General features: G+C 62.8%; 21 protein-coding genes. 14 read left to right on the plus strand and 7 right to left on the minus strand.

All coding sequences use genetic code 11. From position 1 onward, the window contains the following. Nucleotides 1–28: 28 nt before the first annotated feature. Nucleotides 29–1612 carry a DUF853 domain-containing protein gene (locus RTX98_RS08800; RefSeq protein WP_312796020.1) on the minus strand — a complete coding sequence of 528 codons (1584 nt, stop codon included), beginning with the start codon at nt 1610–1612 and terminating at the stop codon, nt 29–31. 219 nt (nt 1613–1831) lie between these two features. Here RTX98_RS08800 and RTX98_RS08805 point away from each other — a divergent pair, with 219 nt between their 5' ends. From RTX98_RS08805 to RTX98_RS08820, 4 genes are all read left to right on the plus strand, one after another. Next, nucleotides 1832–3268 (plus strand): methylmalonyl-CoA mutase family protein, encoded by a 1437-nt coding sequence (locus RTX98_RS08805; RefSeq protein WP_312796022.1) that lies wholly within the window; start codon nt 1832–1834, stop codon nt 3266–3268. Further along, nucleotides 3265–5385: a methylmalonyl-CoA mutase gene (gene scpA, locus RTX98_RS08810; RefSeq protein WP_312796024.1), complete on the plus strand. Its 2121-nt coding sequence runs from the start codon at nt 3265–3267 to the stop codon at nt 5383–5385. Before RTX98_RS08805 ends, scpA begins: the two co-directional genes overlap by 4 nt. A 186-nt stretch (nt 5386–5571) precedes the next feature. Next, nucleotides 5572–5802 carry an AbrB/MazE/SpoVT family DNA-binding domain-containing protein gene (locus RTX98_RS08815; protein WP_189503175.1) on the plus strand — a complete coding sequence of 77 codons (231 nt, stop codon included), beginning with the start codon at nt 5572–5574 and terminating at the stop codon, nt 5800–5802. Beyond that, nucleotides 5799–6182 (plus strand): type II toxin-antitoxin system death-on-curing family toxin, encoded by a 384-nt coding sequence (locus RTX98_RS08820; RefSeq protein WP_312796026.1) that lies wholly within the window; start codon nt 5799–5801, stop codon nt 6180–6182. Before RTX98_RS08815 ends, RTX98_RS08820 begins: the two co-directional genes overlap by 4 nt. Before the next feature lie 4 nt (nt 6183–6186). Here RTX98_RS08820 and greA read toward each other — a convergent pair whose 3' ends face one another. Further along, nucleotides 6187–6654, minus strand: a complete 468-nt coding sequence (greA, locus tag RTX98_RS08825) for a transcription elongation factor GreA (protein ID WP_312796028.1) — start codon at nt 6652–6654, stop codon at nt 6187–6189. A gap of 55 nt (nt 6655–6709) precedes the next feature. Here greA and RTX98_RS08830 point away from each other — a divergent pair, with 55 nt between their 5' ends. After that, nucleotides 6710–8050, plus strand: a complete 1341-nt coding sequence (locus RTX98_RS08830) for a TIGR03808 family TAT-translocated repetitive protein (protein ID WP_312796029.1) — start codon at nt 6710–6712, stop codon at nt 8048–8050. A gap of 28 nt (nt 8051–8078) precedes the next feature. Here RTX98_RS08830 and RTX98_RS08835 read toward each other — a convergent pair whose 3' ends face one another. After that, on the minus strand, nt 8079–8360 hold the full coding sequence (locus RTX98_RS08835) for a hypothetical protein (RefSeq protein ID WP_312796030.1): 282 nt from the start codon (nt 8358–8360) through the stop codon (nt 8079–8081). Further along, entirely contained in the window at nt 8357–9361 is a 1005-nt protein-coding gene (locus tag RTX98_RS08840) for an asparaginase (protein ID WP_312796031.1), read from the minus strand. Before RTX98_RS08840 ends, RTX98_RS08835 begins: the two co-directional genes overlap by 4 nt. Before the next feature lie 79 nt (nt 9362–9440). Here RTX98_RS08840 and RTX98_RS08845 point away from each other — a divergent pair, with 79 nt between their 5' ends. The 9 genes from RTX98_RS08845 (at nt 9441) to betB (ending at nt 18059) form a co-directional block, all read left to right on the plus strand. After that, the gene (locus RTX98_RS08845; protein WP_312796033.1) at nt 9441–10190 is read left to right on the plus strand and encodes a DUF3750 domain-containing protein; all 750 of its coding nucleotides are present in this window, start codon (nt 9441–9443) and stop codon (nt 10188–10190) included. Nucleotides 10191–10303: 113 nt separating this feature from the next. Further along, nucleotides 10304–11104 (plus strand): DUF3750 domain-containing protein, encoded by an 801-nt coding sequence (locus RTX98_RS08850; protein ID WP_312796034.1) that lies wholly within the window; start codon nt 10304–10306, stop codon nt 11102–11104. A 31-nt stretch (nt 11105–11135) separates the two neighbouring features. Beyond that, complete coding sequence (gene betI, locus RTX98_RS08855) at nt 11136–11711, plus strand: choline-responsive transcriptional repressor BetI (RefSeq protein ID WP_312796036.1); 576 nt, start codon at nt 11136–11138, stop codon at nt 11709–11711. A gap of 14 nt (nt 11712–11725) precedes the next feature. Beyond that, nucleotides 11726–13249 (plus strand): choline-sulfatase, encoded by a 1524-nt coding sequence (gene betC, locus RTX98_RS08860; protein ID WP_312796038.1) that lies wholly within the window; start codon nt 11726–11728, stop codon nt 13247–13249. 2 nt (nt 13250–13251) lie between these two features. Then, nucleotides 13252–13890 carry a glutathione S-transferase family protein gene (locus tag RTX98_RS08865; RefSeq protein ID WP_312796039.1) on the plus strand — a complete coding sequence of 213 codons (639 nt, stop codon included), beginning with the start codon at nt 13252–13254 and terminating at the stop codon, nt 13888–13890. Nucleotides 13891–13892: 2 nt separating this feature from the next. Beyond that, entirely contained in the window at nt 13893–15542 is a 1650-nt protein-coding gene (gene betA / locus RTX98_RS08870; protein ID WP_312796050.1) for a choline dehydrogenase, read from the plus strand. 39 nt (nt 15543–15581) lie between these two features. Continuing rightward, a complete protein-coding gene (locus tag RTX98_RS08875; RefSeq protein ID WP_312796040.1) occupies nt 15582–15728 on the plus strand; it encodes a hypothetical protein in 147 nt (48 codons plus the stop codon). Between the two features lie 166 nt (nt 15729–15894). After that, entirely contained in the window at nt 15895–16578 is a 684-nt protein-coding gene (locus tag RTX98_RS08880) for a L,D-transpeptidase (protein WP_416223090.1), read from the plus strand. A 17-nt stretch (nt 16579–16595) separates the two neighbouring features. Next, complete coding sequence (gene betB, locus RTX98_RS08885) at nt 16596–18059, plus strand: betaine-aldehyde dehydrogenase (RefSeq protein ID WP_312796041.1); 1464 nt, start codon at nt 16596–16598, stop codon at nt 18057–18059. Nucleotides 18060–18066: 7 nt separating this feature from the next. On the opposite strand, the gene RTX98_RS08890 is transcribed toward betB, so the two are convergent. The 3 genes from RTX98_RS08890 to RTX98_RS08900 form a co-directional block, all read right to left on the minus strand. Next, on the minus strand, nt 18067–20337 hold the full coding sequence (locus tag RTX98_RS08890; protein WP_312796042.1) for an AGE family epimerase/isomerase: 2271 nt from the start codon (nt 20335–20337) through the stop codon (nt 18067–18069). 13 nt (nt 20338–20350) lie between these two features. Next, entirely contained in the window at nt 20351–21871 is a 1521-nt protein-coding gene (locus RTX98_RS08895; protein WP_312796043.1) for a phosphomannomutase/phosphoglucomutase, read from the minus strand. A 231-nt stretch (nt 21872–22102) separates the two neighbouring features. Next, a partial coding sequence (locus RTX98_RS08900; RefSeq protein WP_312796045.1) for an MFS transporter occupies nt 22103–22880 on the minus strand: 778 nt, incomplete at its 5' end.

Genomic DNA, 22880 nt, shown 5'->3' on the forward strand with positions numbered 1-22880 from the left:
AGAGCCCCGGCATGCCGGGGCTTTTTTGTTAGAAGCCGCGCTTTAAGCCACCAAGAATGCCACGTACCAGCGCGCGGCCGATGGATGAGCCAGCCGAACGTACCACAGACTTAATGGCGGCTTCCGTGACCGTCTGGCGGTTGGATGTGCGCGGCGCGCGGGGACGTGGTGCGCTGTTGTCGTAGCCAGTGCGCGTGCGGCGCTTCGGAGCTGCTTCTTCCGGCTGCTTGTTTCGGCCGAAATCCGGCAGCGTCCATTTGGTGCCACCATCCTCTTCCGCCTGCGCCTTTTCTTCCTGCTCGGCGGCATCGCTGGCTCGCTTCTGCAGGACCTCGAAAGCCGACTCGCGATCGATCGCCTCATCATATTGGCCGGCGACGGGACTCCTCGTGATCAGGTCGCTGCGCTCTTGCGGGGTAACCGGACCGACACGCCCCGAAGGCGGACGGATCAGCGTGCGCTGCACGATCGAAGGCACGGCCTTGGCTTCCAGCACCGAAACCAGCGCCTCGCCAACGCCGAGCTGTGTGATGGCAGTGGCGCAGTCGAAATCCGGGTTGGGTCGGAAGGTTTCAGCCGCTGTTCGCACCGCCTTTTGTTCGCGCGGTGTGTAGGCGCGCAGCGCGTGCTGGATGCGGTTGCCAAGCTGGGCCAACACGCTTTCGGGAATGTCGAGCGGGTTCTGCGTGACAAAGAAAACGCCGACGCCCTTGGAGCGGATGAGCCGCACCACCTGCTCGACGCGATCCACCAGCACCTTCGGCGCTTCGTCGAACAGCAAGTGCGCCTCGTCGAAAAAGAAGACGAGCTTCGGCTTGTCGACGTCGCCGACCTCCGGCAGTTCTTCGAACAGTTCCGACAGGAGCCACAGAAGGAAGGTCGCGTAGAGCCGCGGGTTCATCATCAGTTTGTCGGCGGCCAGCACGTTGACGGCGCCGCGTCCGTCCTGCGTCGTGCGCATCAGGTCCTGAATGCGCAAAGCGGGCTCGCCGAAGAAGTGGTTGCCGCCCTGCTGTTCCAGCACCAGCAGCGCGCGCTGGATGGCGCCAACGGAAGCCTTGCTGACATTGCCGTAGCGCGCGCCGATCTCCTTGGAGCGCTCGGCAATATCGGCCAGCAGCGCCTGCAGATCCTTCATGTCGAGCAGCAGCAGGCCCTCATCGTCGGCGATCTTGAAGGCGATGTTCATGATGCCTTCCTGCGCTTCCGAAAGGTTCATCAGCCGCGACAGAAGAAGCGGTCCCATTTCGGAAACGGTGGCGCGGATCGGATGGCCCTGTTCGCCGAACAGGTCCCAGAAGATCACTGGAAAGGCGGCGTTCTCGTAAGGAGCCAGCCGCACGTCATCGGCGCGCCTGAGGAGGAAATCCTGCGGCGTGCCCTTCATCGCAATGCCGGACAGATCGCCCTTGATGTCGGCGCAGAACACCGGCACGCCGGCCTTGGAGAAGCCTTCCGCCAGAACCTGCAACGTCACCGTCTTGCCGGTGCCCGTCGCGCCCGTCACCAAACCGTGGCGGTTGCCGTAACGCAGCAGCAGCTCTTCCGGCTCCTGATAGCTGTCATCCGGCTTGCGGCTTGCGCCGAGAAAGATCGTTTCAGCAGCCCACATGAAAGCCAAGTCCCTCGATCCAATCAGTCTGTCTGTCATCCTATAGTCAGCCTGATGTGCCACCACAATCAGGCTGATGGCCGAGCCTTTGCACTTGCAAGCCGCTCGCTTGAACGCCAAGAACCTAACAAGCGTTCGGTTGATTGATTGCGCGGCTTTTGATTGCGGGCTTTGCGCGCGTGCCCTAGATTTCGGGTCACGAATATACGGGGAGTGAGAATGAACTACGGCTCGATCAGGCAGGCTGCGTTTCCCGACCCTTCGTTGGAGGCCTGGCGCACGCTTGCGCAAAAGGCGCTCAAGGGCGCTGATTTCGAGGAAACGCTCGTGTCGCATGGCGATGACGGCTTCCGCATCGAGCCGCTTTATCCTCGTGCCGAGCCGCATCTCCTGCCGCGCGCCAATCCCGCCAAGCCGTGGACCGTCGTGCAGCGCATCGACGATGTCGACCCCGTTCGCGCCAACAAGCAGGCATTGGACGATATCGCTCAAGGCGCGACCGGGCTCGCGCTGGTGTTTGAAGGCGCGCCGAACGCTTTCGGCTACGGCCTGCCGGCAACGCCGGATGCGTTGGCGACCGCGCTGGAGGGGGTGCCGCTCAACAAGATCCACCTGCGCATCGACGTGCATCCGCAAACGCGCATGTCGGTGGACTGGCTGGTCGAACATCTCACGCGCAAGTCCGCCGATCCCGCCAAGCTCGACATTTCGCTCGGCCTCGATCCGGCAGCTTTGTTTGGCGGCACCGGGCGGTTGCGCATGTCGATCGAAGCGCTGGCCGCCTCCATGCCGCCTTCGCTCGCCCACTTCTTCGACATGGGTATTCCCGCCATCCTGATCGAAGCGGATGGCCGCGTTTACCACAATGCGGGTGCCAGCGAGGCGCAGGAACTGGGCGCGGTGCTCGCCGCTGCGGTGTCGCATCTGCGGATGATCGAGGCGAACCGTCAGCCGCTGCAACACACCGTGCCTTATCTCGGTTTCGCGCTCAGCGTGGATCAGGATCAGCTTCTGTCGATCGCCAAGATTCGCGCTCTGCGCCAGCTATGGACCCGCGTGCAGGAGCTTTCCGGTGTGGCTCCGCGCCCGGCAAAGATCCATGCCGAGACGTCCTATCGCATGATGGCGTTCAAGGATTGCGAGACCAACATCCTGCGCTCCACGATCGCCGCCTTCGCCGGCGCGGTCGGCGGCGCTGACAGCCTTTCGATCCTGCCGCACACGATCACCCACGGTCTGCCGGAAGGCTTCGCGCGGCGTATTTCCAGAAACACGCAGTTGATCCTGGCCGGCGAAAGCAAGCTCGACTTCGTGGTCGATCCCGCAGCCGGCTCGGGTGCGATCGAGGCGCTGACGGAAGAGCTGTGCCGAGCTGCGTGGACCGAGTTCCAGGCGATCGAGGCCGAAGGCGGCATCCTCCAGAGCCTGAAGGACAACAGACTGCAGGCCCGCATCAAGGCGACCGCGGATGCACGCGGCGAAGCCATCCAAGGCGGCAAGCGCGATGTGATCGGCACAACGCTTTATCCGGTGAAGACCGAGCGTCCCGTGCAGATCATCCGCGCTGAAAAGCGCGCCGGCTTGACCGAAGGCGCGGTGTTCTGCGACCAGCTCTCGCCTCTCTTCCTCGACCGCCTTGCGGGAGACGCAGCATGATCCCCGATTTCACGAAGCACGACTGGTCGGCTCCCTCCGCCACGCCCTCGCGCGTCAAGGACGAGAACTGGACCACACCGGAGGGCATCACGGTCAAGCGCGCTTATGGCGCCGACGACCTCGCTCACCTTTCTTACCTCGACACAATGCCGGGCATCGCGCCTTTCATCCGCGGCCCCTACCCCACGATGTACGTCCAGCAGCCCTGGACGGTCCGCCAGTATGCCGGTTTCTCGACGGCGGAGGAGTCCAACGCCTTTTACCGCCGCAATCTCGCTGCCGGCCAGAAAGGCCTGTCAGTCGCCTTCGATCTCGCCACCCATCGCGGCTACGACTCGGATCATCCGCGCGTCGCCGGCGATGTTGGCATGGCGGGCGTGGCGATCGATTCCATCCTCGACATGCGCCAGCTTTTCGACGGCATTCCGCTCGACAAGATGACCGTGTCGATGACCATGAACGGCGCGGTTCTGCCGATCATGGCGCTTTATATCGTGGCGGCCGAGGAACAGGGCGTTGCGCAGAAGGACCTCGCCGGGACCATCCAGAACGACATCCTCAAGGAGTTCATGGTCCGCAACACCTATATCTATCCGCCGAAACCATCGCTCAGGATCATCTCGGACATCTTCGCCTACACGTCGAAGCATATGCCGAAATTCAACTCGATCTCGATTTCCGGCTATCATATGCAGGAAGCCGGTGCGACGGCCGACCTCGAACTTGCCTATACGATCGCCGACGGCATCGAATATGCCCGCGCAGGTGTTGCGGCCGGCCTCGACATCGATCATTTCGCGCCGCGCCTGTCCTTCTTCTGGGCCATCGGCATGAACTTCTTCATGGAAGTCGCCAAGATGCGCGCCGCTCGCCTGATCTGGGCAGCACTCATGCAGAAGAATTTCGTGCCCAAGGACCAGCGTTCGCTCTCCTTGCGCACCCACTGCCAGACCTCCGGCTGGTCACTGACGGCGCAGGACCCTTACAACAACATCATGCGCACCATGATCGAGGCGATGGCGGCGACGCAGGGGCACACCCAGTCGCTTCACACCAACGCCTTCGACGAGGCGCTGGCGTTGCCGACCGACCATTCCGCCCGCATCGCCCGCAACACGCAGCTTCTGCTGCAAAAGGAATCCGGCACCACCCGCGTGATCGATCCGTGGGGCGGTTCGGCCTATGTCGAGCGTCTGACGCATGAACTCGTCACCAAAGCGCTCGCCCATATCGAGGAAGTCGAGACGCTCGGCGGCATGGCGGCGGCGGTGGAAAAAGGCATCCCGAAGCTGCGCATCGAAGAAGCCGCCGCGCGCACGCAGGCCCGCATCGATTCCGGCGAACAGCCGCTGGTCGGCGTCAACACGTTCCAGCCGGAGACCGACATCGAAGTCGATGTTCTCAAGATAGACAACGCCGAAGTCCGCGCCCGCCAGTTGTCCAAGCTGCAACAGCTCAAGGGCACACGCGACGTTCAGGCCGTCGAGGAAGCGTTGGACGCGCTGACCAAAGCCGCACAGGGCGACGGCAATCTTCTCGAATTCGCCGTTCGCGCTGCCCGCGCAAAAGCAACCGTCGGCGAAATCTCGCTGGCGCTGGAAAAGACCTTCGGCCGCCATGCCGCCGTCGTTCAGACTATCTCCGGCGTCTACAAGAAGGAGATCGGCCAGAACCCGGTGGTTGATCGCGTGCAGCAAAAGGTCGAGCATTTCGCCAAGAAGACCGGCGAGAAGCCACGCATCCTCGTCGCCAAGATGGGACAGGACGGCCATGATCGCGGACAAAAGGTCATCGCAACAGCCTTCGGCGACCTCGGCTTCGATGTGACGGTGGGCGCGATGTTCCAGACGCCGGAAGAGATCGCCAAGCTGGCCGTGGAGCACGACGTCCACATCGTTGGCGCTTCCTCGCTAGCCGCCGGCCATCTCACGCTGATCCCCGAACTGCGCGAAGCGCTGCATCGTCTCGGCCGCGAAGACATGATCATCGTGGCTGGCGGAGTGATCCCGCCGCAGGATTTCGAGGCGGTACGGCAAGCCGGCGCCAGCGAAATCTTCCCGCCGGGAACGGTGATCCCGGAAGCGGCGGATCGGTTGATGGATGCGCTGTTGGCGTGAGTTGTAACTGGCGTTGCAACATCGAACGATCAAAGTTATACAGATGTTATAACTTGGATCGACCTGATGGTAGAAGATCGTACGCATTTCGACCGGCAGATGGAAGCTGCTCGGCGCTGCATGGATCAGTATGCTGGCGCGCTCAGCAAGCTGGCGGAGATCGAACGCCTTGATAAAGGAACGCAGATGAACATCACGGTTCGCAAGATCGGCAATTCCGAGGGGGTTATCCTGCCGAAGGAGATGCTCGAGCACTTGAATGTTCACGCCGGAGACACTTTGGCGGTTGTTCAAGAGCAGGGCGAACTGCGCCTTCGCCGGCTCGAAGATGACCCGGAAGAGTTCGAGCGCAAGATGAAGGTCGCGCGTGAGCGGATGCGCAAATATGAGACGGCCTATCGCGCACTCGCGAAATGACTGCGTTTCACGACCGCCAGTTTATCGAGACCATGCATGCCGAGCAGCTTCGCCTCCATGGCGGAGCACCCGGGCTTCGCGATGAGGGCATGCTTGAGTCAGCCCTTGCACGCCCCTTGCAGAAGGCGGCTTACGGTGAGCCGGACCTGTTCGAGCTGGCCGCTGCATACCTCTTCGGCCTTGTAAAGAACCATCCGTTTATCGACGGCAACAAGCGCATTGCACTGGCTGCTGCCGATACGTTCCTTGTGTTCAATGGCCAGAGCATCGAAACGACGTCCGAGGACCTTGTCCAACTCGTGCTGCTGACTGCCGATGGCACGATCAGCGAAGAGGGCGTTGCGGACTTTCTGCGTGATGTGAGTCAGCCCTTCGGCTGAACCCTTACTCCAGCCCCACAATCTCCCACTCGCGCCCGCTCACGACCGCAGCCTCGCCAATCCCCTTGCCGAACAGCGCCCGCGCCATGGGCGAAACATGGCTGATCGAGCCCTTCGCCGGATCGGCCTCGTCCTCGCCGACGATGCGCCAATGCGCCTGTTTTCCATCTTCGTCTTCAAGCGAGACCGTCATGCCGAAGCGCACGATCTCGCTGCCCTCTTCCGGCGGCACGAGTTCCGCCGTTTCGCGCCGCGACAGCCAATAACGCAGGTCGCGCGCAAGCACGGCGATGCGCGTCTTGTCGCCCTCGCCTTCGGCAGCCTTGAGGTCACTGCGCAGCGATGCGATCTCATTGTCGATGGCGGCCAGACCTTCCGGCGTCACGAGGTTGCGATGCGCACTGACCGGACGCTCACCAAGGTCGGCAATGGCGTTCTCGTTGGTTTCTTCACGGGTAAAGGCTCTGCTCATGATTGCAAGCTAGGCTCGTCGCGACGCCCATGCAACCGCCGCGGGATCGCCGCCGATGCTGAACCGACGCCATCTTCTCGCCAGCGGACTGGCCGGCCTGCCCGCGTTTGCCGGGATGCAGACAGCTGCGGCGAAAACCCAAGCCACCGCATCAAAGGGACTGCGGCCCAGCGTGTCCTCCGACCAGAGCGCCGCCTTGCAGGCGCTCATCGATCAAGCGTCCGAGCGCAACGAACCCGTTGTCCTGTCGCCCGGCAGCTATATCGCAGCCAACCTCACCCTACCGCGCCGCTTGCGTCTGGTTGGCGTTCCGGGTGCGACGCGCATTATCTATGGCGGCGGTGGACATCTGTTTTACGGGACGGATCTCGAGCATGTCGAGCTGACCGGTCTCACCTTCGATGGCGCCGGTCTGTGGCTCGGCGACGAGGTCAAAGCGCTGCTCGATCTTCGCCGGCCGAGTACGCTCCTGATCGACCGATGCGAGATCGTGAACAGCGCCAAGACCGGCCTCGCGCTTGAAGGTGCTGCCGGTCGCATCGAGCGCAGCACCATCAGCAACGCCACCGAGTCCGCGCTTTACTCGGTGCAAGCGCGCGGACTGACAATTACCGGCAACACGGTATCGGATTGTGGCGACGGGGGCATCCTCGTGCATCGCTGGGAGCCGGGCGACGACGGCACGATCATCTCCGACAATCGCGTGAGCCGCATCGGTGCGAAGAGCGGCGGGACCGGGCAGTTCGGCAACGGCATCAACCTGTTCCGCGCGCATACGGTGTCGGTCACCAACAACAAGGTCGCGGACTGCGCCTTCTCCGCGATCCGCGCCAACGCTGCGAGTAATGCAACCATCACCGGCAACAGCTGCCTGCGTTCGGGCGAAACGGCGCTTTACGTCGAGTTCGAATTCGAAGGCGCGGTGATCGGCAACAACATCGTGGATGGCGCGGCCAACGGAATCTCGGTCGTCAACTTCAGTCTCGGTGGCCGCATGGCGACTGTCACCGGCAACATCGTGCGTAATCTGTCGACGACCGGCCCCTATCCCGGCGATCCACCCGGCTTCGGCATCGGCATCGCGGTGGAAGCCGACACGGCGGTGACCGGCAATGTCATTGAAAACGCGCCCACCTTCGGCATCAACATCGGCTGGGGCGAGTTCATGCGCAACGTGACTGCTACGGGTAACACGATCCGCGAGGCGGGCATCGGCATCTCGGTTTCCGTGGTCGATGGCACGGGAAGCGCCGTGATCAGCAACAGTGTGCTGTCGGAGGTGCGCAATGGTGCGATCATCGGCCATCGCTGGACCGAGCGAGCGACGGATGATCTTGCCACCGCGTCGGATCAGTCCTTCGCCAATCTGACGATCACCAACAACCAGGTGAACTGAAGCAGACCGAACCGGAATCAACCTTCGCTCACTCGTCCTGGCGCATCGACCAGGGTTGTCCAGCCGCATCGCGCTTGGCCGACCAGCCGGGAGGAAGGTCGGATATGTCGTGGAGGTCGGGATGGCGATCCACAACAGTCGACATCGCCACCAAAAGCGCCGTCGCATTATCCGGTTCTGACCCGTTCAGAAAGGCCCAGGAATGGTCGTCTTTGTAATGCGTGACGACCAGAACCGGCTGTCCGTCAAGCACAGGCCGACAGGTTATGCAGGCAACGTTGCGAGGCTGATCGAACGTCCAACCCGTCATTGAAACGCCGCCGGCGTACGGACGCCGCCGACGGTTATGCCGTTCCAATTCTTGAACACGGGATTGGCCATAGCCTTCAGCTTAGGCGCAAGATCTTCATCCCCGCGAAGCAGGATCTCCAGCAGACGTGCCACGATCGCTTCGGCGGCACGGGCTGCGCCGTCGTCGCATTTCAGGGCAAATCCGATCCCAAGTTCCGGAATCGCACCGCAAAACACCCCTTCCGCACCGATTTTTACCATGATCCTGCCGGTTCCGGCCTGCATCAGCGCCGTATCCGCCCGGTCTGTGCCCGCGACCAGAAACGGCTCGGCCATGCAGGCTGTGAACAGCCGTTTGGCGGCGGCGGCACGCTGGAGACCCAAGCCCTCGCCGGTTGCCATGCGGGCGAAGCCGAGAGCAAGGCTTTCGAGCGGCACGGCATAGGTCGGGATGGAACAGCCGTCGGTGCCGCGATGGGCCGGATCATGCTTAGCGCCGGTGACGCTCTCCATGGCGTCACGCACCATCTCCTGCAGCCGATGTTCGGCCGTCACATAGCCGGTGGGGTCTATGCCCTCATGCGCGCAGGTGCACAGGAAACCGGAATGTTTGCCGGAGCAGTTGTTGTGCAGCTGGTTGGGTTTCTTGCCGCTGGCGGCGAGGTCGAGGGAGGCCTGCTGGCGGGATGGCCAATGGGTGCCGCATTCCATGTTGGCTTCGCTCAAGCCCGCGCGCTCCAGCATGCTTTGCGCGAGGGCGGCATGTTCCGGTTCGCCATTGTGCGAGGCGCAGGCAAGCGCCAGCTCGCGGTTGCCGAAGCCGTATGCATCGGCGGCACCCGATTCCACGAAGGGTAGCGCCTGGATCGACTTGACGGCCGAGCGTGGGAAGATGGGGGTTTCAACATCGCCCAGCGCCATGATCTTCCCGCCCGATGCGTCGCATACCACCACCGAGCCACGATGGCGGCTTTCCACCTGACCGCCGCGCAGCACTTCCGCCAGAACCGGATTTGTCATTATCTCACCAATGTGATCGCGAAAGCCTCGCAGGCTTCCTACATAGAGGGTGTTCCCCGTTCCGAGGCTTACCCGCTGCATGGCTGTTCTGAAAGCCGTTGTTCTCTTCATCCTGCTCGTCTTCATCCTGCCGACGGCCGCGACCACGGTTTGGTGGATGCTGCAGGAGCGTCCAAATTCCTGGCGCTCGGCCGATTGGTCGGCGAGCGGGGTGCTGCCTGTGGTCAAGGATGCCGACGACGCAGCCGTTTACGTCATGGCCGCACGGCTTGGCGGCTTGAAGGGCGCGATCTCCGTTCACAGCTGGATCGTCACCAAGGAGAAGGGCGCGCCGCGCTACAACCGCTATGACGTGGTGGGCTGGGGCAATCCAGTGCGCCGCAACGGCTATCCGGCCGATGGACGCTGGTATTCCAACGAGCCGGTGATCATGCACGCCGTCACCGGCCGGCAGGCCGAGGCGCTGATCCCGCGCGTGGAAGCGGCGGTGAATGCCTATCCTTATTCTCGCGCGGGCGATTACGTGGTCTGGCCCGGCCCGAACTCCAACTCGTTCGTGGCCTGGGTGCTGAAACAGGTGCCGGAGATCGGCGCGCGCATGCCGCCCAACGCGACGGGCCGCGATTACGCGCCGGGCTTCTTCGACATCGCCTGGTCGCCCAAGACCAGGGACCTGCATGTCACACTTGGCGGCTTTGTCGGACTGGCTATTGGCGCGACGTCAGGCTTTGAATTGCACTTCATGGGTGTGGTCGCGGGCATCGATGTCACCGAACCGGCCATCAAGATCCCGGCCTTCGGCCGCGTGGACGCGTCGATCCTCGGCTAGCGCCGGCAATGGTCACAAGACCATCATGGATCCTTCATCACGCCATCAAGGAGGGGTGAGAAACAGGTTTCAGCCAAAGCCTTTGTCGATTCGCTGATCGAGAGAGCCACCGGATGCTGATGCTTGTTGCCGCCGCTCTATTTCTCTTCTTCGCCGTGCCGGTTCTTGTTCGGCTGATGTGGTGGTGCCGGCGAAGCCAATGGGCGTTCTGGGACGGGCAGGATTGCAGCGCGACCGGCCTTCTGCCCGATGCCGAAAGCAACGCGAATGCTGCCATCTATCTTTTGAGTGCCCGCACCTCCGGCCTCAAGGGCGCGCTTGCCCGGCATTCCTGGATCGTCATCCGCAAGCCGGGGGAATGCTCCTACGACCGCTACGACAAGATGGGCTGGGGCGAGGTCATCTGGAAGAACGGATTTCCTGCCGATGGCCTCTGGTTCTCGAACCCACCCCTACTCGAACATGCGGTCGAAGGTGCAGTTGCCGCCAGGCTGATCCCAGCCGTGGAAGCCGCCATCGCCTCTTACCCTTACGCCCAGCAGGGAAACTATTGCGCCTGGCCCGGCCCCAACTCGAACTCCTTCATCGCCCACATTCTGCGTGCAGCACCGGAACTCGGCCGCCTGCCGATCACCGCGATCGGCCGTGACTTTCATCCGCGCAGCATAGCCGGCTGGCATCCGGCGCATCGTTGTTTCGAGATCAACCTGCGCGGGCTTCTTGGCGTCGCGATCGGCTTGCGCTTTCTCGAAATCCGACTCCTCGGCCTGGTGGGTGGGATCGACCTCGACCGCCGCGCAATCCTCGTTCCCGCCGTCGGCGCGGTCTCTTTAGCCTTGCCTCGGCTGAGCACGCCGAGGCTGCTCGCGCGCCGCGAAGAAGCAGCGGAGTACTTCGACTCCGAGCCTGCTTGATTGACCAGTCAATAAAAGTTAAATCCGAGCGATGCCCAAGCTCGGAATGGAACCCGTTCGGCGCCGTGCCCTGATCGACGCGACCATCGCGGCGATTGGCGATGCGGGTACGCTTGATGTCACCATGTCCGATATTGCCGGTCGCGCAGGTGTATCGTCGGCGCTGGCCTTCCACTACTTTGGCGGTAAGGACGACCTGCTGCTTGCCACGATGCGGCATATTCTGGCGGAACTTGCCGCCGATGCTCGCGTGGCCCTGAAGAGCGCAGAGACGCCGCGGGCGCGGCTGTCCGCCATTCTCGACGTCAACTTCTCGGCCAAGCAGTTCCGGCCTGAGATCATCGCGGCTTGGCTGGCCTTTTATGTCGAAGCGCAGCGCTCCGAGCCACTGCGCCGCCTGCTGCGCATCTATGCCGGCCGGCTTCATTCAAACCTGATGAGCGGCCTGTCGGCACTGCTTCCGCGCGAGCAGGCGCAGACGACGGCCGAAGGCATAGCTGCGCTGATCGACGGGCTTTATATCCGCCGCGCGCTGAAACAGGGCGAGCCTGATGCGGCGTCCGCGATCGCGCTCGTCGAAGACTACCTTTCCGCCAAACTCCCATAAGGGTCCCTGATAGCATGAGCCGGCCGAACATCCTCATCATCATGGTGGACCAGTTGAACGGGACCTTCTTTCCCGATGGTCCCGCAGACTTCCTGCATGCACCGAACCTGAAAGCGCTGGCGGCGCGCTCGGCACGCTTTCGCAACAACTATACGGCCTCACCCCTTTGCGCACCCGGCCGCGCCGCCTTCATGAGCGGTAAACTGCCGTCGCGCACCGGTGTTTACGACAATGCCGCCGAGTTCCCCTCCTCGATCCCGACTTACGCGCACCACCTGCGTGCGGCCGGCTATTACACAGCGCTATCGGGCAAGATGCATTTCGTCGGCCCGGACCAGATGCATGGTTTCGAGGACCGGCTGACCACTGACATCTATCCCGCCGATTTCGGCTGGACGCCGGACTACCGCAAGCCCGGCGAGCGCATCGACTGGTGGTATCACAATCTCGGATCCGTCACGGGTGCAGGCGTGGCCGAGATCACCAACCAGATGGAATATGACGACGAGGTCTGCTTCCACGCCTGTCAGAAGCTTTATGATCTCAGCCGCACCTCGGACGACGCTTCAGCTCGCCCATGGTGCCTCACCGTCTCCTTCACCCATCCGCACGACCCCTATGTCGCGCGCAAGCAGTATTGGGACCTTTACGAGGGCTGCGCGCATCTGGAGCCGGAGGTCGGCTTCATTCCGTATGAGGAACAGGACCCGCATTCGCAGCGGCTCTATCATGCCAGCGATTATCCTGCCTTCGATGTGACGGCCGAGGACATCCGCCGCTCGCGGCGCGGCTATTTCGCCAGCATTTCCTACCTCGACGACAAGGTGGGCGAGTTGCTTTCCGTGCTCGAGCGGACCCGCATGGCCGAGAACACGCTGATCCTGTTCTGCTCCGACCACGGCGACATGCTGGGCGAGCGAGGATTGTGGTTCAAGATGAACTTCTATGAGGGCTCCGCGCGCGTTCCCTTCATGATCGCAGGCAAGGGTGTGGCGCCGGGCCTGATCGAAGCGCCGGTGTCCAACCTCGATATTCTGCCGACACTAGCCGATCTTGCCGGCCTCGACCTGTCCGGCATTGCCGAATGGACCGACGGGCAATCTGTTCTGCCGCTCACGCGAGGCGAAAGCCGTTCCGAGCCCGTGCTGATGGAGTATGCCGCCGAGGGCTCCTATGCGCCGATGGTGGCGATCCGCGACGGTCGCCTCAAGTTCGTGCATTGCGAGATCGACCCGCCGCAGCTGTTTGACCTCCAGTCCGATCCGCAGGAACTGACCAACGTCGCGGCCGATCCCGCTTATGCGGTCGAGGTCGAGCGCTTCATGAGTTTTGTGCGCAGCCGGTGGGACATGGCGCGCTTCGATGCCGATGTACGCGCCAGCCAGGCGCGGCGCTGGGTGATCTATCCCGCGCTGCGCAACGGCGCCTACTACCCCTGGGAATACCAGCCGCTGCAAAAGGCGTCGGAGCGCTACATGCGCAACCACATGGATCTCAACGTGCTCGAAGAAAGCAAGCGCTTTCCGCGGGGCGAATGATCATGATCACCCTGCATGGCCGCGCCACCTCTTCCAACGTCCAGATGGTCGCCTGGACGCTGACAGAACTTGGACTGACCTTCGAGCGCCTTGATGTCGGCGGTGCGTTCGGCGGCAACGACACGCCCGCCTTCAAGGCCATGAACCCGAACGGCTATGTGCCCGTGCTTGAAATCGACGGGCTCATTCTTTGGGAAAGTGCGGCGATCGTCCGCTATCTCGCAGCGAGGTATGGCGACGAGACCTTTTGGCCAAGCGATTCCGCAAAACGCGCGCCGGTCGACAAGTGGGCGGAGTGGATCAAGACCACCTTCGTGTCGGCGCTGCTGACCAGCGTGTTCTGGCCAATCATCAGCACGAAGCCGGGAGATCCGCTGCCGGCCAGCCTTGATGACGGCGTTGCCAGGCTGAAGGACATGGCCGCGATCCTGGAAACCGGCGTGCCGACCGAGGGCTATTTTGGAGATGCCGATGTGTGCTTCGCCGATATGGTGATCGGCACCTACCTCTACCGCTACTTCGACCTTCCGATCGAGCGTGCAGAGACGCCGAAGCTGCGGGCTTATTACGAGCGCCTGACGCGACGCCCGGCCTATGCCGAGCACGTCATGGTCAGCTACGACAGTTTGCGGGCGAGGTGATGATGGAAGCCGATTTCGTCATCGTCGGTTCGGGCTCCGCCGGCTCCGCTCTCGCTTACCGCCTGTCTGAAGACGGCAAGCATTCCGTGATCGTGATCGAGTTCGGCGGTACCGATGCTGGACCGTTGATCCAGATGCCCTCGGCCCTGTCGATCCCCATGAACATGGCGCGCTATGATTGGGGCTTCAAAACCGAGCCTGAGCCGCATCTCGGCGGTCGCGTTCTGGCCACCCCGCGCGGCAAGGTGGTCGGCGGCTCGTCGTCCATCAACGGCATGGTTTATGTGCGCGGCCATGCCAGGGATTTCGACCATTGGGCGGAGTCAGGCGCTGCCGGCTGGGCCTATGCCGACGTGCTTCCTTACTTCAAGCGCATGGAAACCAGCCATGGCGGCGAAGAGGGCTGGCGCGGCACCGATGGGCCGATGCATGTCCAGCGCGGAACAGGCGCCAATCCGCTCTATAAGGCCTTCATCGAGGCCGGCCAGCAGGCGGGCTTCGCGACCACGCGGGATTATAACGGCTCCAAGCAGGAGGGCTTCGGCCCGATGGAGCAGACGATCTACAAGGGCCGCCGCTGGTCGGCCGCAAACGCCTATCTCCGCCCTGCCCTCAAGCGGCCGAACGTGCGTCTCGTGAAAGGCTTCGCGCGGCGCGTGGTAATCGAAAACGGCCGCGCGACGGGTGTGGAGATCGAGGCGCGCGGGCAGATCCAGGTCGTGAAGGCGCGTCGCGAGGTGGTGCTTGCGGCGTCCTCCATCAACTCGCCGAAGCTGCTGATGCTGTCCGGCATCGGACCGGCCGCGCATCTGCGCGAGCATGGCATTGCGGTGGTCGCGGATCGGCCGGGGGTCGGCCAGAACCTGCAGGATCATCTCGAGCTTTATATCCAGCAGGAGTCGCTCAAGCCGATCACGCTGCATTCCAAGCTGAACTGGTTCTCCAAGGGCCTGATCGGCGCGCAGTGGTTGTTCCTGCGCACCGGCCTCGGCACCACCAACCATTTTGAATCGGCCGCCTTCCTGCGCTCGAAAGCGGGCATCGATTATCCCGATATTCAGTACCATTTCCTGCCCGCGGCCATGCGCTATGACGGCAAGGCGGCTGCTAAGGCGCACGGCTTCCAGGCTCATGTCGGCCCGATGCGCTCGAAGTCGCGCGGGTCGGTGACGCTGCGGTCGGGCGATCCGGCCGAGGGTCCGAAGATCGTCTTCAACTACATGTCGCAGGAGGAGGACTGGGCGGACTTCCGCCATTGCATCCGCCTCACGCGCGAGATCTTCGGGCAGGATGCCTTCGGCGCGTATCGCGGGCGCGAGATTTCGCCGGGCTCGGATGTCCAGAGCGACGATGAACTCGACGCCTTCATCCGCGAGCACGTCGAAAGCGCCTACCATCCTTGCGGTACCTGCCGGATGGGCCGCGCCGACGATCCGCATGCAGTGGTGGATCCGCAAACGCGGGTCATCCGGGTGGATGGATTGCGCGTAGCGGACAGTTCGATCTTCCCGCGTGTGACCAACGGCAATCTGAATGGCCCGTCGCTGATGACCGGCGAGAAAGCCGCCGACCACATTCTCGGCCGTACGCCCTTAGCCCCATCCAATCAGGAGCCCTGGATCAACCCTCGCTGGCAGAACAGCGACCGCTGAGCCATATAGGCGCCGTTATCCTCCAAGAAGGCATTCGGAATGCAGAAGAACACGCTCTACCTCCTCCTCGGCGCGCTGATCGTCGTGGTCATCGGCCTCGGTATCTATGTTTATCGCGAGGAACAGCAGCCCGAAGGCGTTCAGATCCAGTTGAACGAGAACGGCGTGTCGGTTCGGGAAAACTGAGCCTCCCGGGCCACAGCAAGGCGGCTTCAACAGCGTTGACGGTGTGTTGAACGCCTTGTTCGCCCGATTGCTCAAAAAGAGGCACATTTTTAACGGGAATGGGGGACGACCTAGTGCTCGCTCGTTGGAGCAAGCCTCTTCTGCCAGCCCAGGACTTCGATTTCCCATGCCCAAGCTTTCGCGCCGCCTTTTCATGTTGTCCGCACCGGTCTTCCTGGCCGGCTGCATGTCGTCTCGGCTGCAAACGACGGCGTCGGTGAAGCCCGCGCCGCGCGTCGTACCGGCCTACTATCAGGAAATGTATGCGGCCAAGACTGACGAGCTTTATCCGGTCGCCGCTGCCGACCTGACCAAGGTCGAGCCGGAGTTTTACCGGCAGGAGGTCGATTACCAGACCTATGAGCCGACCGGGACGATCGTGGTGGATACGCAGGCGCGTCACCTTTACCTCGTCGGCATGAATGGACGTGCCATGCGCTACGGCATCGGCGTGGGCAAGGCGGGCCTCGAGTTTCAGGGCGTTGCGCGCGTGCAGTACAAGCGCGAATGGCCGCGCTGGACACCGACCTCGGACATGATGCAGCGCGATCCCGAGCGCTACGGTCATCTTGCGAACGGCATGGACGCAGGGCCGACCAATCCGCTTGGTCCGCGCGCGCTCTACCTCTTCAAGGACGGCGTCGACACGCTCTACCGCATCCACGGCACGACGGAAGACTGGTCGATCGGCCGCGCGGTGTCCAGCGGTTGTATCCGCCTTCTGAACGCCGATATTATCGACCTTTACAGCCGCGTTCCGAACGGCACGCGCGTCGTCGTATTGCAGGGGCCGGAAAGCCCGCTCGTTTAACCGCAGGAAGAACGCTCATGAACGTCCAGCCGAAAGCCTCTCACTACATCAACGGCCGCTTCGTCGAGGATGAAGGAGGCCAGACGCTGGACGTTTTGTATCCTGCAACCGGCGAGGTGATCGCCCGCCTTCATGCCGCCACGCCCAATATCGTGGAGTTGGCAATCGAAGCCGCTCGGTCGGCGCAAGCAACATGGGTGCGGTTGAAGCCGGTGGAGCGCGGGCGCATCCTGCGTCGGGCGGCCGATCTGCTGCGCGAGCGCAATGCCGAGCTGTCGCGGCTGGAAACGCTCGATACCGGCAAGCCCATCCAGGAAACGCTGGTCGCCGATGCGGCATCGGCTGCCGATGCGCTGGAGTTCTTTGCCGGAGCGTTGCAGTCTTTCAACGGCGACTTCGTCGATCTCGGCGGGCCCTTCGCTTACACTAAACGGGAAGCGCTCGGCGTATGCGTCGGCATCGGCGCCTGGAATTATCCGATCCAGATCGCTGCCTGGAAGTCCGGCCCGGCGCTGGCAATGGGCAACGCCTTCGTCTTCAAGCCTTCGGAAAACACCCCGCTTTCGGCGCTGGCGCTGGCTGAAATCTACACCGAAGCCGGTTTGCCGGACGGCCTTTTCAACGTCGTGCAGGGGTTCGGTGACGTGGGTGCCGCATTGGTCTCACACCCGGTCACCGCGAAGGTCTCCGTTACCGGATCCGTGCCAACCGGCAAGAAGGTCATGGGCTTGGCCGGCTCGCAGATGAAGCACGCCACGATGGAGCTTGGCGGCAAATCGCCGATCATCGTGTTCGACGATGCCGATCTCGAAAACGCCATCGGCGGGGCGATGCTCGGAAACTTCTATTCGGCTGGACAGGTCTGCTCCAACGGCACCCGCGTTTTCGTGCAGCGCGGCTTGCATGACCGCTTCCTCGAGCGACTGGTGGAGCGTACCAAGGCCATCCGCCTTGGCGATCCGCTCGATGAAGACACGCAGATGGGTCCGGTGATGAATGCCGCCCAGCATGCCAAGGTCATGGACTATATTGCGTCCGGCAAGGCGGAAGGCGCGACGCTCGCCGTTGGCGGCAATGCGCCAGCCATGCAGGGTTTTGAAGGCGGATTCTTTGTGGAGCCGACGGTGTTCTCAGGCGTCACCGACCAGATGCGGATCGCGCGCGAAGAAATCTTCGGACCGGTGATGAGCGTGCTTGCCTTCGACGAGGAAGACGAAGTGATTGCCCGCGCCAACGATACCGAGTTCGGCCTGGCAGCGGGCGTTTTCACCCGCGACCTGCCGCGCGCGCACCGCGTCATCGGCGAATTGCAGGCAGGCACCTGCTGGATCAACGCCTACAACCTGACGCCGGTGGAACTCCCCTTCGGCGGCTACAAGGCATCCGGCGTCGGCCGTGAAAATGGGCTGGCCGTGCTCGGCCATTATTCGCAGCTGAAGTCGGTTTACGTGGAAACCGGCAACGTGGAGAGCCCCTACTGAGGGGCTCCTATTCTACCCGATCCAGATACTGCGTCAGAGCGCTGACGAGATGGTAGAAGATCGAGGCCGGGACTTCCGTGGCGGAGGCCCGGCCTTTTTCGTCGATCTGGTCGATCCACATGCCAGTGGGCGCGGGGTCGATGTGCCAGCGGAACAGACGGCCGACGCGCTGCTCGATCTCCGGCTTGAGATCAGGACCGTCCGTACCATCCAGCGCTATCGCGGCCTTGATGGCTTCGGATTGCGGCCAAGAGCGGGACTGGCGGTCGAGCGGCAGGCCGGCGCGTGACACGGCGCCGTAGGCCAAGCCCGTCGCACGGTTGAGGCCGTTGGCAACCGCCGACGCATAGAGCTTGCGGCCGAACGGGATCAGATCCTTCTGGCCGCTGGCATGGGCGAAGTCGATCAGCAGCGAGGCCCACTCGAAGTGGTGGCCGGGCTCGGTCCACTGGCCCTTTTCGCCTTCGGCGCGGCTCCAGTCGTCCTCGAAATACTCGCCGAGCGTCCAGGTATCGGCGTCGAAGAAGGAGGAGCGGAATAGGTCCACGATGCGGGCGGCGCGTCTGAGGTAAGCCCGCTTGCCGGTGACCTGATGCCAGGCGAGAAACGCTTCCAGCAGATGCATATGCGGGTTGGACCGCCGCAGTCCTTTGCCTTCCGACGTCTCAAGGAAGCCGGTGAGGCGCTGGTCTTCAAGATGCTCGTCAAGAAATTCGAAGGTCGCGTCGCCCAGCCGCATCGCGTCCGGATTGCCGACCGCATGGGCATGCGCCAGCGCCAGCAATACGCAGGAATGGTCATAAGCGTCTTCGGCGGGATCGATGACGCGGCCGTCCACGGACAGAGTGCGCACGAAGCCGCCGCGCACCGTTCGCGCCTTCGTTGCTAGAAACTCGATACCATGCGCGATCAGTTGTTCGGCGTTGCCGCTCCAGCCCTGCTGCTTGGCGATGGCGAAAGCATAGATCTGGCGCGCTTGCGTGCGGACGCGCTTGTCGCGGCCGGCGATTGGCTGGCCGTCGAAAGACAGCGCTTCGTGGAAGCCGCCATGGACGCGGTCGACTCCGTTTTCGCACCAGAGCGGCAGCGTTTCCTCGAACAGCCAGTGCCGCACGCGCTTGCGCCAGGCGCCGCTTTCAACAATGCGATCTTCGGTCGGGGTGAAGCGGGTTTCGAGGCGGCCGTTTCTTTCCAGCTCCTCGACAATCTTTTTGACGTGCTGCGAATGCGTGACCGGTGCGACAAAGGTCGCGTCCAGCGTCGAGACGACAGCGACATCCTTCATGCCGATGGCTGTCAAAAGCCGGCCGTGGCTGCGGAAATAGGCGTTTTCGCAATCAATCGCGACGACGTCGCCGAGCTTCACATTGCCCTTCTCATCGGCTTGCGAGACTTCCAGTAGCGACTGCCAGGAGCCGAGATCGCTCCATTTAAAGCCGGCCGGCACCATGGTGATGTCGTCAGCACGCTCCATCACGGCATAGTCGATGGAGTCAGAGGGCACGTCGGCATAGAGATCGGCTGGCAGGAACACGCCGCCGACTTCATCAGATGCTTCGGCAAGTGCCGCTTCGGCTTTGGTCCAGATTTCAGGCGCCAGCCGCGCAAAGGCGTCGCGCATGGCGCTCGCCTTGAACAGGAAGATGCCCGCATTCCAGTAGAAGCCGCCATCGGCGACATAGCGCTCGGCTGTGGCGAGGTTGGGCTTCTCCACGAAGCGCTTGACCTTGCGCGGCTCGTCGCCTTCGCCGGGCGCTTCGATATAACCATAGCCGGTTTCCGGCTGGGTCGGCTTCACGCCGAACACGACGAGGCTGCCGGCCTTTGCCGCCGGCACGCCGCTCTCGATGGTCGTCCAGAACTGCGCTTCGGTAGAAATCTCGTGATCCGACGGCAGGATCAACACCAGCGCGTCGTCGTGTCTCGCAAGAACGCGGAGTGCCGCTACTGCGACCGCAGCCGCCGTGTTGCGGCCCATCGGCTCGAAGATCGCCGCGCCGCCGGCCAGATCGATCGGCGCCAGATCGTTGCGGACGCGTTCGGCGTGGCGTTCCGATGCAATCAGGTAAACCGGCGTTTCACCCGAAGTGCGCACCTTCAGCCGCTTCACCGTTTTCAGCAGCATGGAGCCGCCGCCGGACAGGTCGTGGAACTGCTTGGGATTATCCTCGCGCGACAGCGGCCACAGGCGCGAGCCCACACCGCCGCTCATCACGAAGCCGACGATGCGTTCGGAAGAGGCGTCCGTGCTCTTGGGGTCGGAAGGGCGCGCATCCATAATCGCGATCTCCTTAGAAGGTCTGATTGTAAGCGCCGACGGCGTTGTTGCGGCGCAAAGCGGCGTCCACGGCGTCGAACATCGCACGACGGCGCTCCGACGATACCGGGCTTTCGATCACTACGACCAGTTCCGGCTTGTTGGAGGAGGCCCTCACCAGGCCCCATGTGCCGTCTTCCGCCGTCACGCGAATGCCGTTGACGGTGACGATATCCACGATCTGCTGCCCAGCCAGTGCCTCGCCGCGCTCGCGCATGGCGGTAAAGTCGGCGGTCACCTTCTCCACCACGCCGTACTTCTTGTCGTCGTCGCAATGCGGCGACATGGTGGGCGTGCCGTAGGTCACGGGCAGCGCGCGGTAAAGATCGGCCATGGAGCGGTCGGGATTGCGGTCGAGCATTTCGCAGACGGCCAGTGCGGTGACCAGCCCGTCATCATAGCCGCGCCCGATCGGCGGGTTGAAGAAGAAGTGACCTGATTTCTCGAAGCCGGCAATGGCATCGAGTTCCTTTACACGGCGCTTGATATAGGAGTGGCCGGTCTTCCAGTAATCGGTCTTCGCGCCCTTCGCCTTCAGGTCCTCGTCGGTCAGGAACAGGCCGGTCGACTTCACGTCCACCACGAACTGAGCGTTGGAATGCTGGCTGGCGATGTCGCGGGCGAGCATCACGCCGACCTTGTCGGCAAAGATCTCGTTGCCCTCATTGTCCACCACGCCACAACGGTCCCCGTCGCCATCGAAGCCGAGGCCGACATCGGCGCCGACCTCAAGCACCTTGTCTCGGATGGCATGAAGCATTTCCATGTCTTCCGGGTTCGGATTGTAGCGCGGGAAGGAGAAGTCGAGATTGGTATCGAGCGGCACCACCTCGCAGCCCAGCCGCTCCAAAATCTCCGGCGCAAAGGCGCCAGCCGTGCCGTTGCCGCAGGCCGCGACGACCTTCAGCTTGCGGCTGATGCGCTTGTTCGCCACGAGATCGTCGAGATAGGTCCGGCGGAAGTCTTCAACGAAGCGATAGGTGCCGCCGCCAACCAGATCGAAGTCGCCGTCGAGTACGATTTGCTTCAAGGCGCTCATCTCGTCTGGCCCGAAGGTGAGCGGCCGTTCGCAGCCCATCTTCACGCCGGTCCAGCCGTTTTCATTATGTGAGGCCGTGACCATCGCGACGGAGGGCAGATCGAGCGCGAACTGCGCGAAGTAGGCCATCGGCGACAATGCGAGGCCAATGTCATGGACCTCGGCGCCCGCAGCCATCAGCCCTTGCGTAAGCGCGATCTTGATTGCCATGGAATAGGAGCGGAAATCATGGCCAACCACGATGCCCGGTGCGACGCCGCGGCGGCGGATCAGCGTCGCCAATCCCATGCCGAGCGCCTGCATGCCCATCAGGTTCAGTTCGGGCGTCTTGCTCGATGCCGGATGACCGAACCACCAGCGCGCATCATATTCGCGGAAGCCCGACGCCTTCACCAAGGGCGTCGTTTCAAAAGCGAAGCTGTTGGGTTGGAGATCTTCGGCAGGTTTGAAACGCATCTTGGACTCGGGGGCTCACACAGGCAAAGCTGCGCCCTTATGCCGAACCCCGCCGGCTTTTTCTACGGCAAAGAGCCGGCTTGCGACCAAGACTTTCCGGGTTGAGTTAGCGCGTTGCTGTACTTGCATGCTTTCACTGCATCCAGAAGCGAGCGCTTTTGCTGCGTCTGCAAAGAAAAAGCCGCATCCTTGTTGGGGTACGGCTTTCCTGTTCTTTGATCTGATCTCAACTCAGACGTTGATATCAACATCCTTGGTTTCACGGCCAAGCAGCAGCGCAATCAGCGTCAGCACGGCCATGGCGCTGAGATAAACGCCGACCCAGAACGGGCTGCCATTGCCATAGCTCCACAGTGCCACCGCCACGAAAGGAGCGAGAGCAGCGCCCAGGATGGAGGACACGTTGTAGGAGATGCCGGAGCCGGTGTAGCGCACGTTGGCCGGAAAGAGCTCCGGCAACAGTGCGCCCATCGGCCCGAAGGTGATGCCCATCAAGGAGAAGCCGAGCACCAGCCAGGCGATCACGCCAAGTGTGCCGGCCGACAGCATCGGCACCCAAAGCAGGCCGAAAATCGCAATCGCCAGCGTCACCCAGATCAGCGTGCGGCGGCGGCCGAAGCGGTCTGCCCACGGTCCCGACACCAGCGTGAAGATGCCGAAGAACACGACGCCGAAGATCATCATCAGCACGAAGTGGTTGTAGCTGAAGCCGAGACCCGGCAGCGGCGCGGTGGTGGCGGCGCGGCCGTAGGACAGGGAAAAGGTCGTCATGAGGTAGAACAGAACGTAGGTCGCCAGCATGTAGAACGTGCCGAGGATCAGCTCCTTCCAGTGGCCCTGGAAGGCGGCGGCTAGCGGCACCTTCTGCACGGCACCCCGCTCCACGGTCTTCTCGAAGGCCGCGCTTTCAACGAGGTTGAGGCGGACCCACAGGCCGACCACGACCATCACGGCCGAGAACAGGAACGGAATGCGCCAGCCCCAATCGAGGAACGCCTGCGAGGGACGC

This window comes from Tianweitania sp. (assembly GCF_032053605.1).
Lineage (GTDB): Bacteria > Pseudomonadota > Alphaproteobacteria > Rhizobiales > Rhizobiaceae > Tianweitania.

What these genes read in the sequence shown, in the direction of transcription:
- betI (WP_312796036.1), top strand. Translation starts at nt 11,136, where the DNA reads ATGCCCAAGCTCGGAATGGAACCCGTTCGGCGCCGTGCCCTGATCGAC.
- RTX98_RS08880 (WP_416223090.1), top strand. Translation starts at nt 15,895, where the DNA reads ATGCCCAAGCTTTCGCGCCGCCTTTTCATGTTGTCCGCACCGGTCTTC.
- RTX98_RS08815 (WP_189503175.1), top strand. Translation starts at nt 5,572, where the DNA reads ATGAACATCACGGTTCGCAAGATCGGCAATTCCGAGGGGGTTATCCTG.
- RTX98_RS08845 (WP_312796033.1), top strand. Translation starts at nt 9,441, where the DNA reads ATGGCTGTTCTGAAAGCCGTTGTTCTCTTCATCCTGCTCGTCTTCATC.
- RTX98_RS08840 (WP_312796031.1), bottom strand. Translation starts at nt 9,361, where the DNA reads ATGACAAATCCGGTTCTGGCGGAAGTGCTGCGCGGCGGTCAGGTGGAA.
- RTX98_RS08830 (WP_312796029.1), top strand. Translation starts at nt 6,710, where the DNA reads ATGCTGAACCGACGCCATCTTCTCGCCAGCGGACTGGCCGGCCTGCCC.
- RTX98_RS08875 (WP_312796040.1), top strand. Translation starts at nt 15,582, where the DNA reads ATGCAGAAGAACACGCTCTACCTCCTCCTCGGCGCGCTGATCGTCGTG.
- betC (WP_312796038.1), top strand. Translation starts at nt 11,726, where the DNA reads ATGAGCCGGCCGAACATCCTCATCATCATGGTGGACCAGTTGAACGGG.
- RTX98_RS08895 (WP_312796043.1), bottom strand. Translation starts at nt 21,871, where the DNA reads ATGCGTTTCAAACCTGCCGAAGATCTCCAACCCAACAGCTTCGCTTTT.
- scpA (WP_312796024.1), top strand. Translation starts at nt 3,265, where the DNA reads ATGATCCCCGATTTCACGAAGCACGACTGGTCGGCTCCCTCCGCCACG.
- betB (WP_312796041.1), top strand. Translation starts at nt 16,596, where the DNA reads ATGAACGTCCAGCCGAAAGCCTCTCACTACATCAACGGCCGCTTCGTC.
- RTX98_RS08865 (WP_312796039.1), top strand. Translation starts at nt 13,252, where the DNA reads ATGATCACCCTGCATGGCCGCGCCACCTCTTCCAACGTCCAGATGGTC.
- greA (WP_312796028.1), bottom strand. Translation starts at nt 6,654, where the DNA reads ATGAGCAGAGCCTTTACCCGTGAAGAAACCAACGAGAACGCCATTGCC.
- RTX98_RS08850 (WP_312796034.1), top strand. Translation starts at nt 10,304, where the DNA reads ATGCTGATGCTTGTTGCCGCCGCTCTATTTCTCTTCTTCGCCGTGCCG.
- RTX98_RS08890 (WP_312796042.1), bottom strand. Translation starts at nt 20,337, where the DNA reads ATGGATGCGCGCCCTTCCGACCCCAAGAGCACGGACGCCTCTTCCGAA.
- RTX98_RS08800 (WP_312796020.1), bottom strand. Translation starts at nt 1,612, where the DNA reads ATGTGGGCTGCTGAAACGATCTTTCTCGGCGCAAGCCGCAAGCCGGAT.
- RTX98_RS08805 (WP_312796022.1), top strand. Translation starts at nt 1,832, where the DNA reads ATGAACTACGGCTCGATCAGGCAGGCTGCGTTTCCCGACCCTTCGTTG.
- betA (WP_312796050.1), top strand. Translation starts at nt 13,893, where the DNA reads ATGGAAGCCGATTTCGTCATCGTCGGTTCGGGCTCCGCCGGCTCCGCT.
- RTX98_RS08835 (WP_312796030.1), bottom strand. Translation starts at nt 8,360, where the DNA reads ATGACGGGTTGGACGTTCGATCAGCCTCGCAACGTTGCCTGCATAACC.
- RTX98_RS08820 (WP_312796026.1), top strand. Translation starts at nt 5,799, where the DNA reads ATGACTGCGTTTCACGACCGCCAGTTTATCGAGACCATGCATGCCGAG.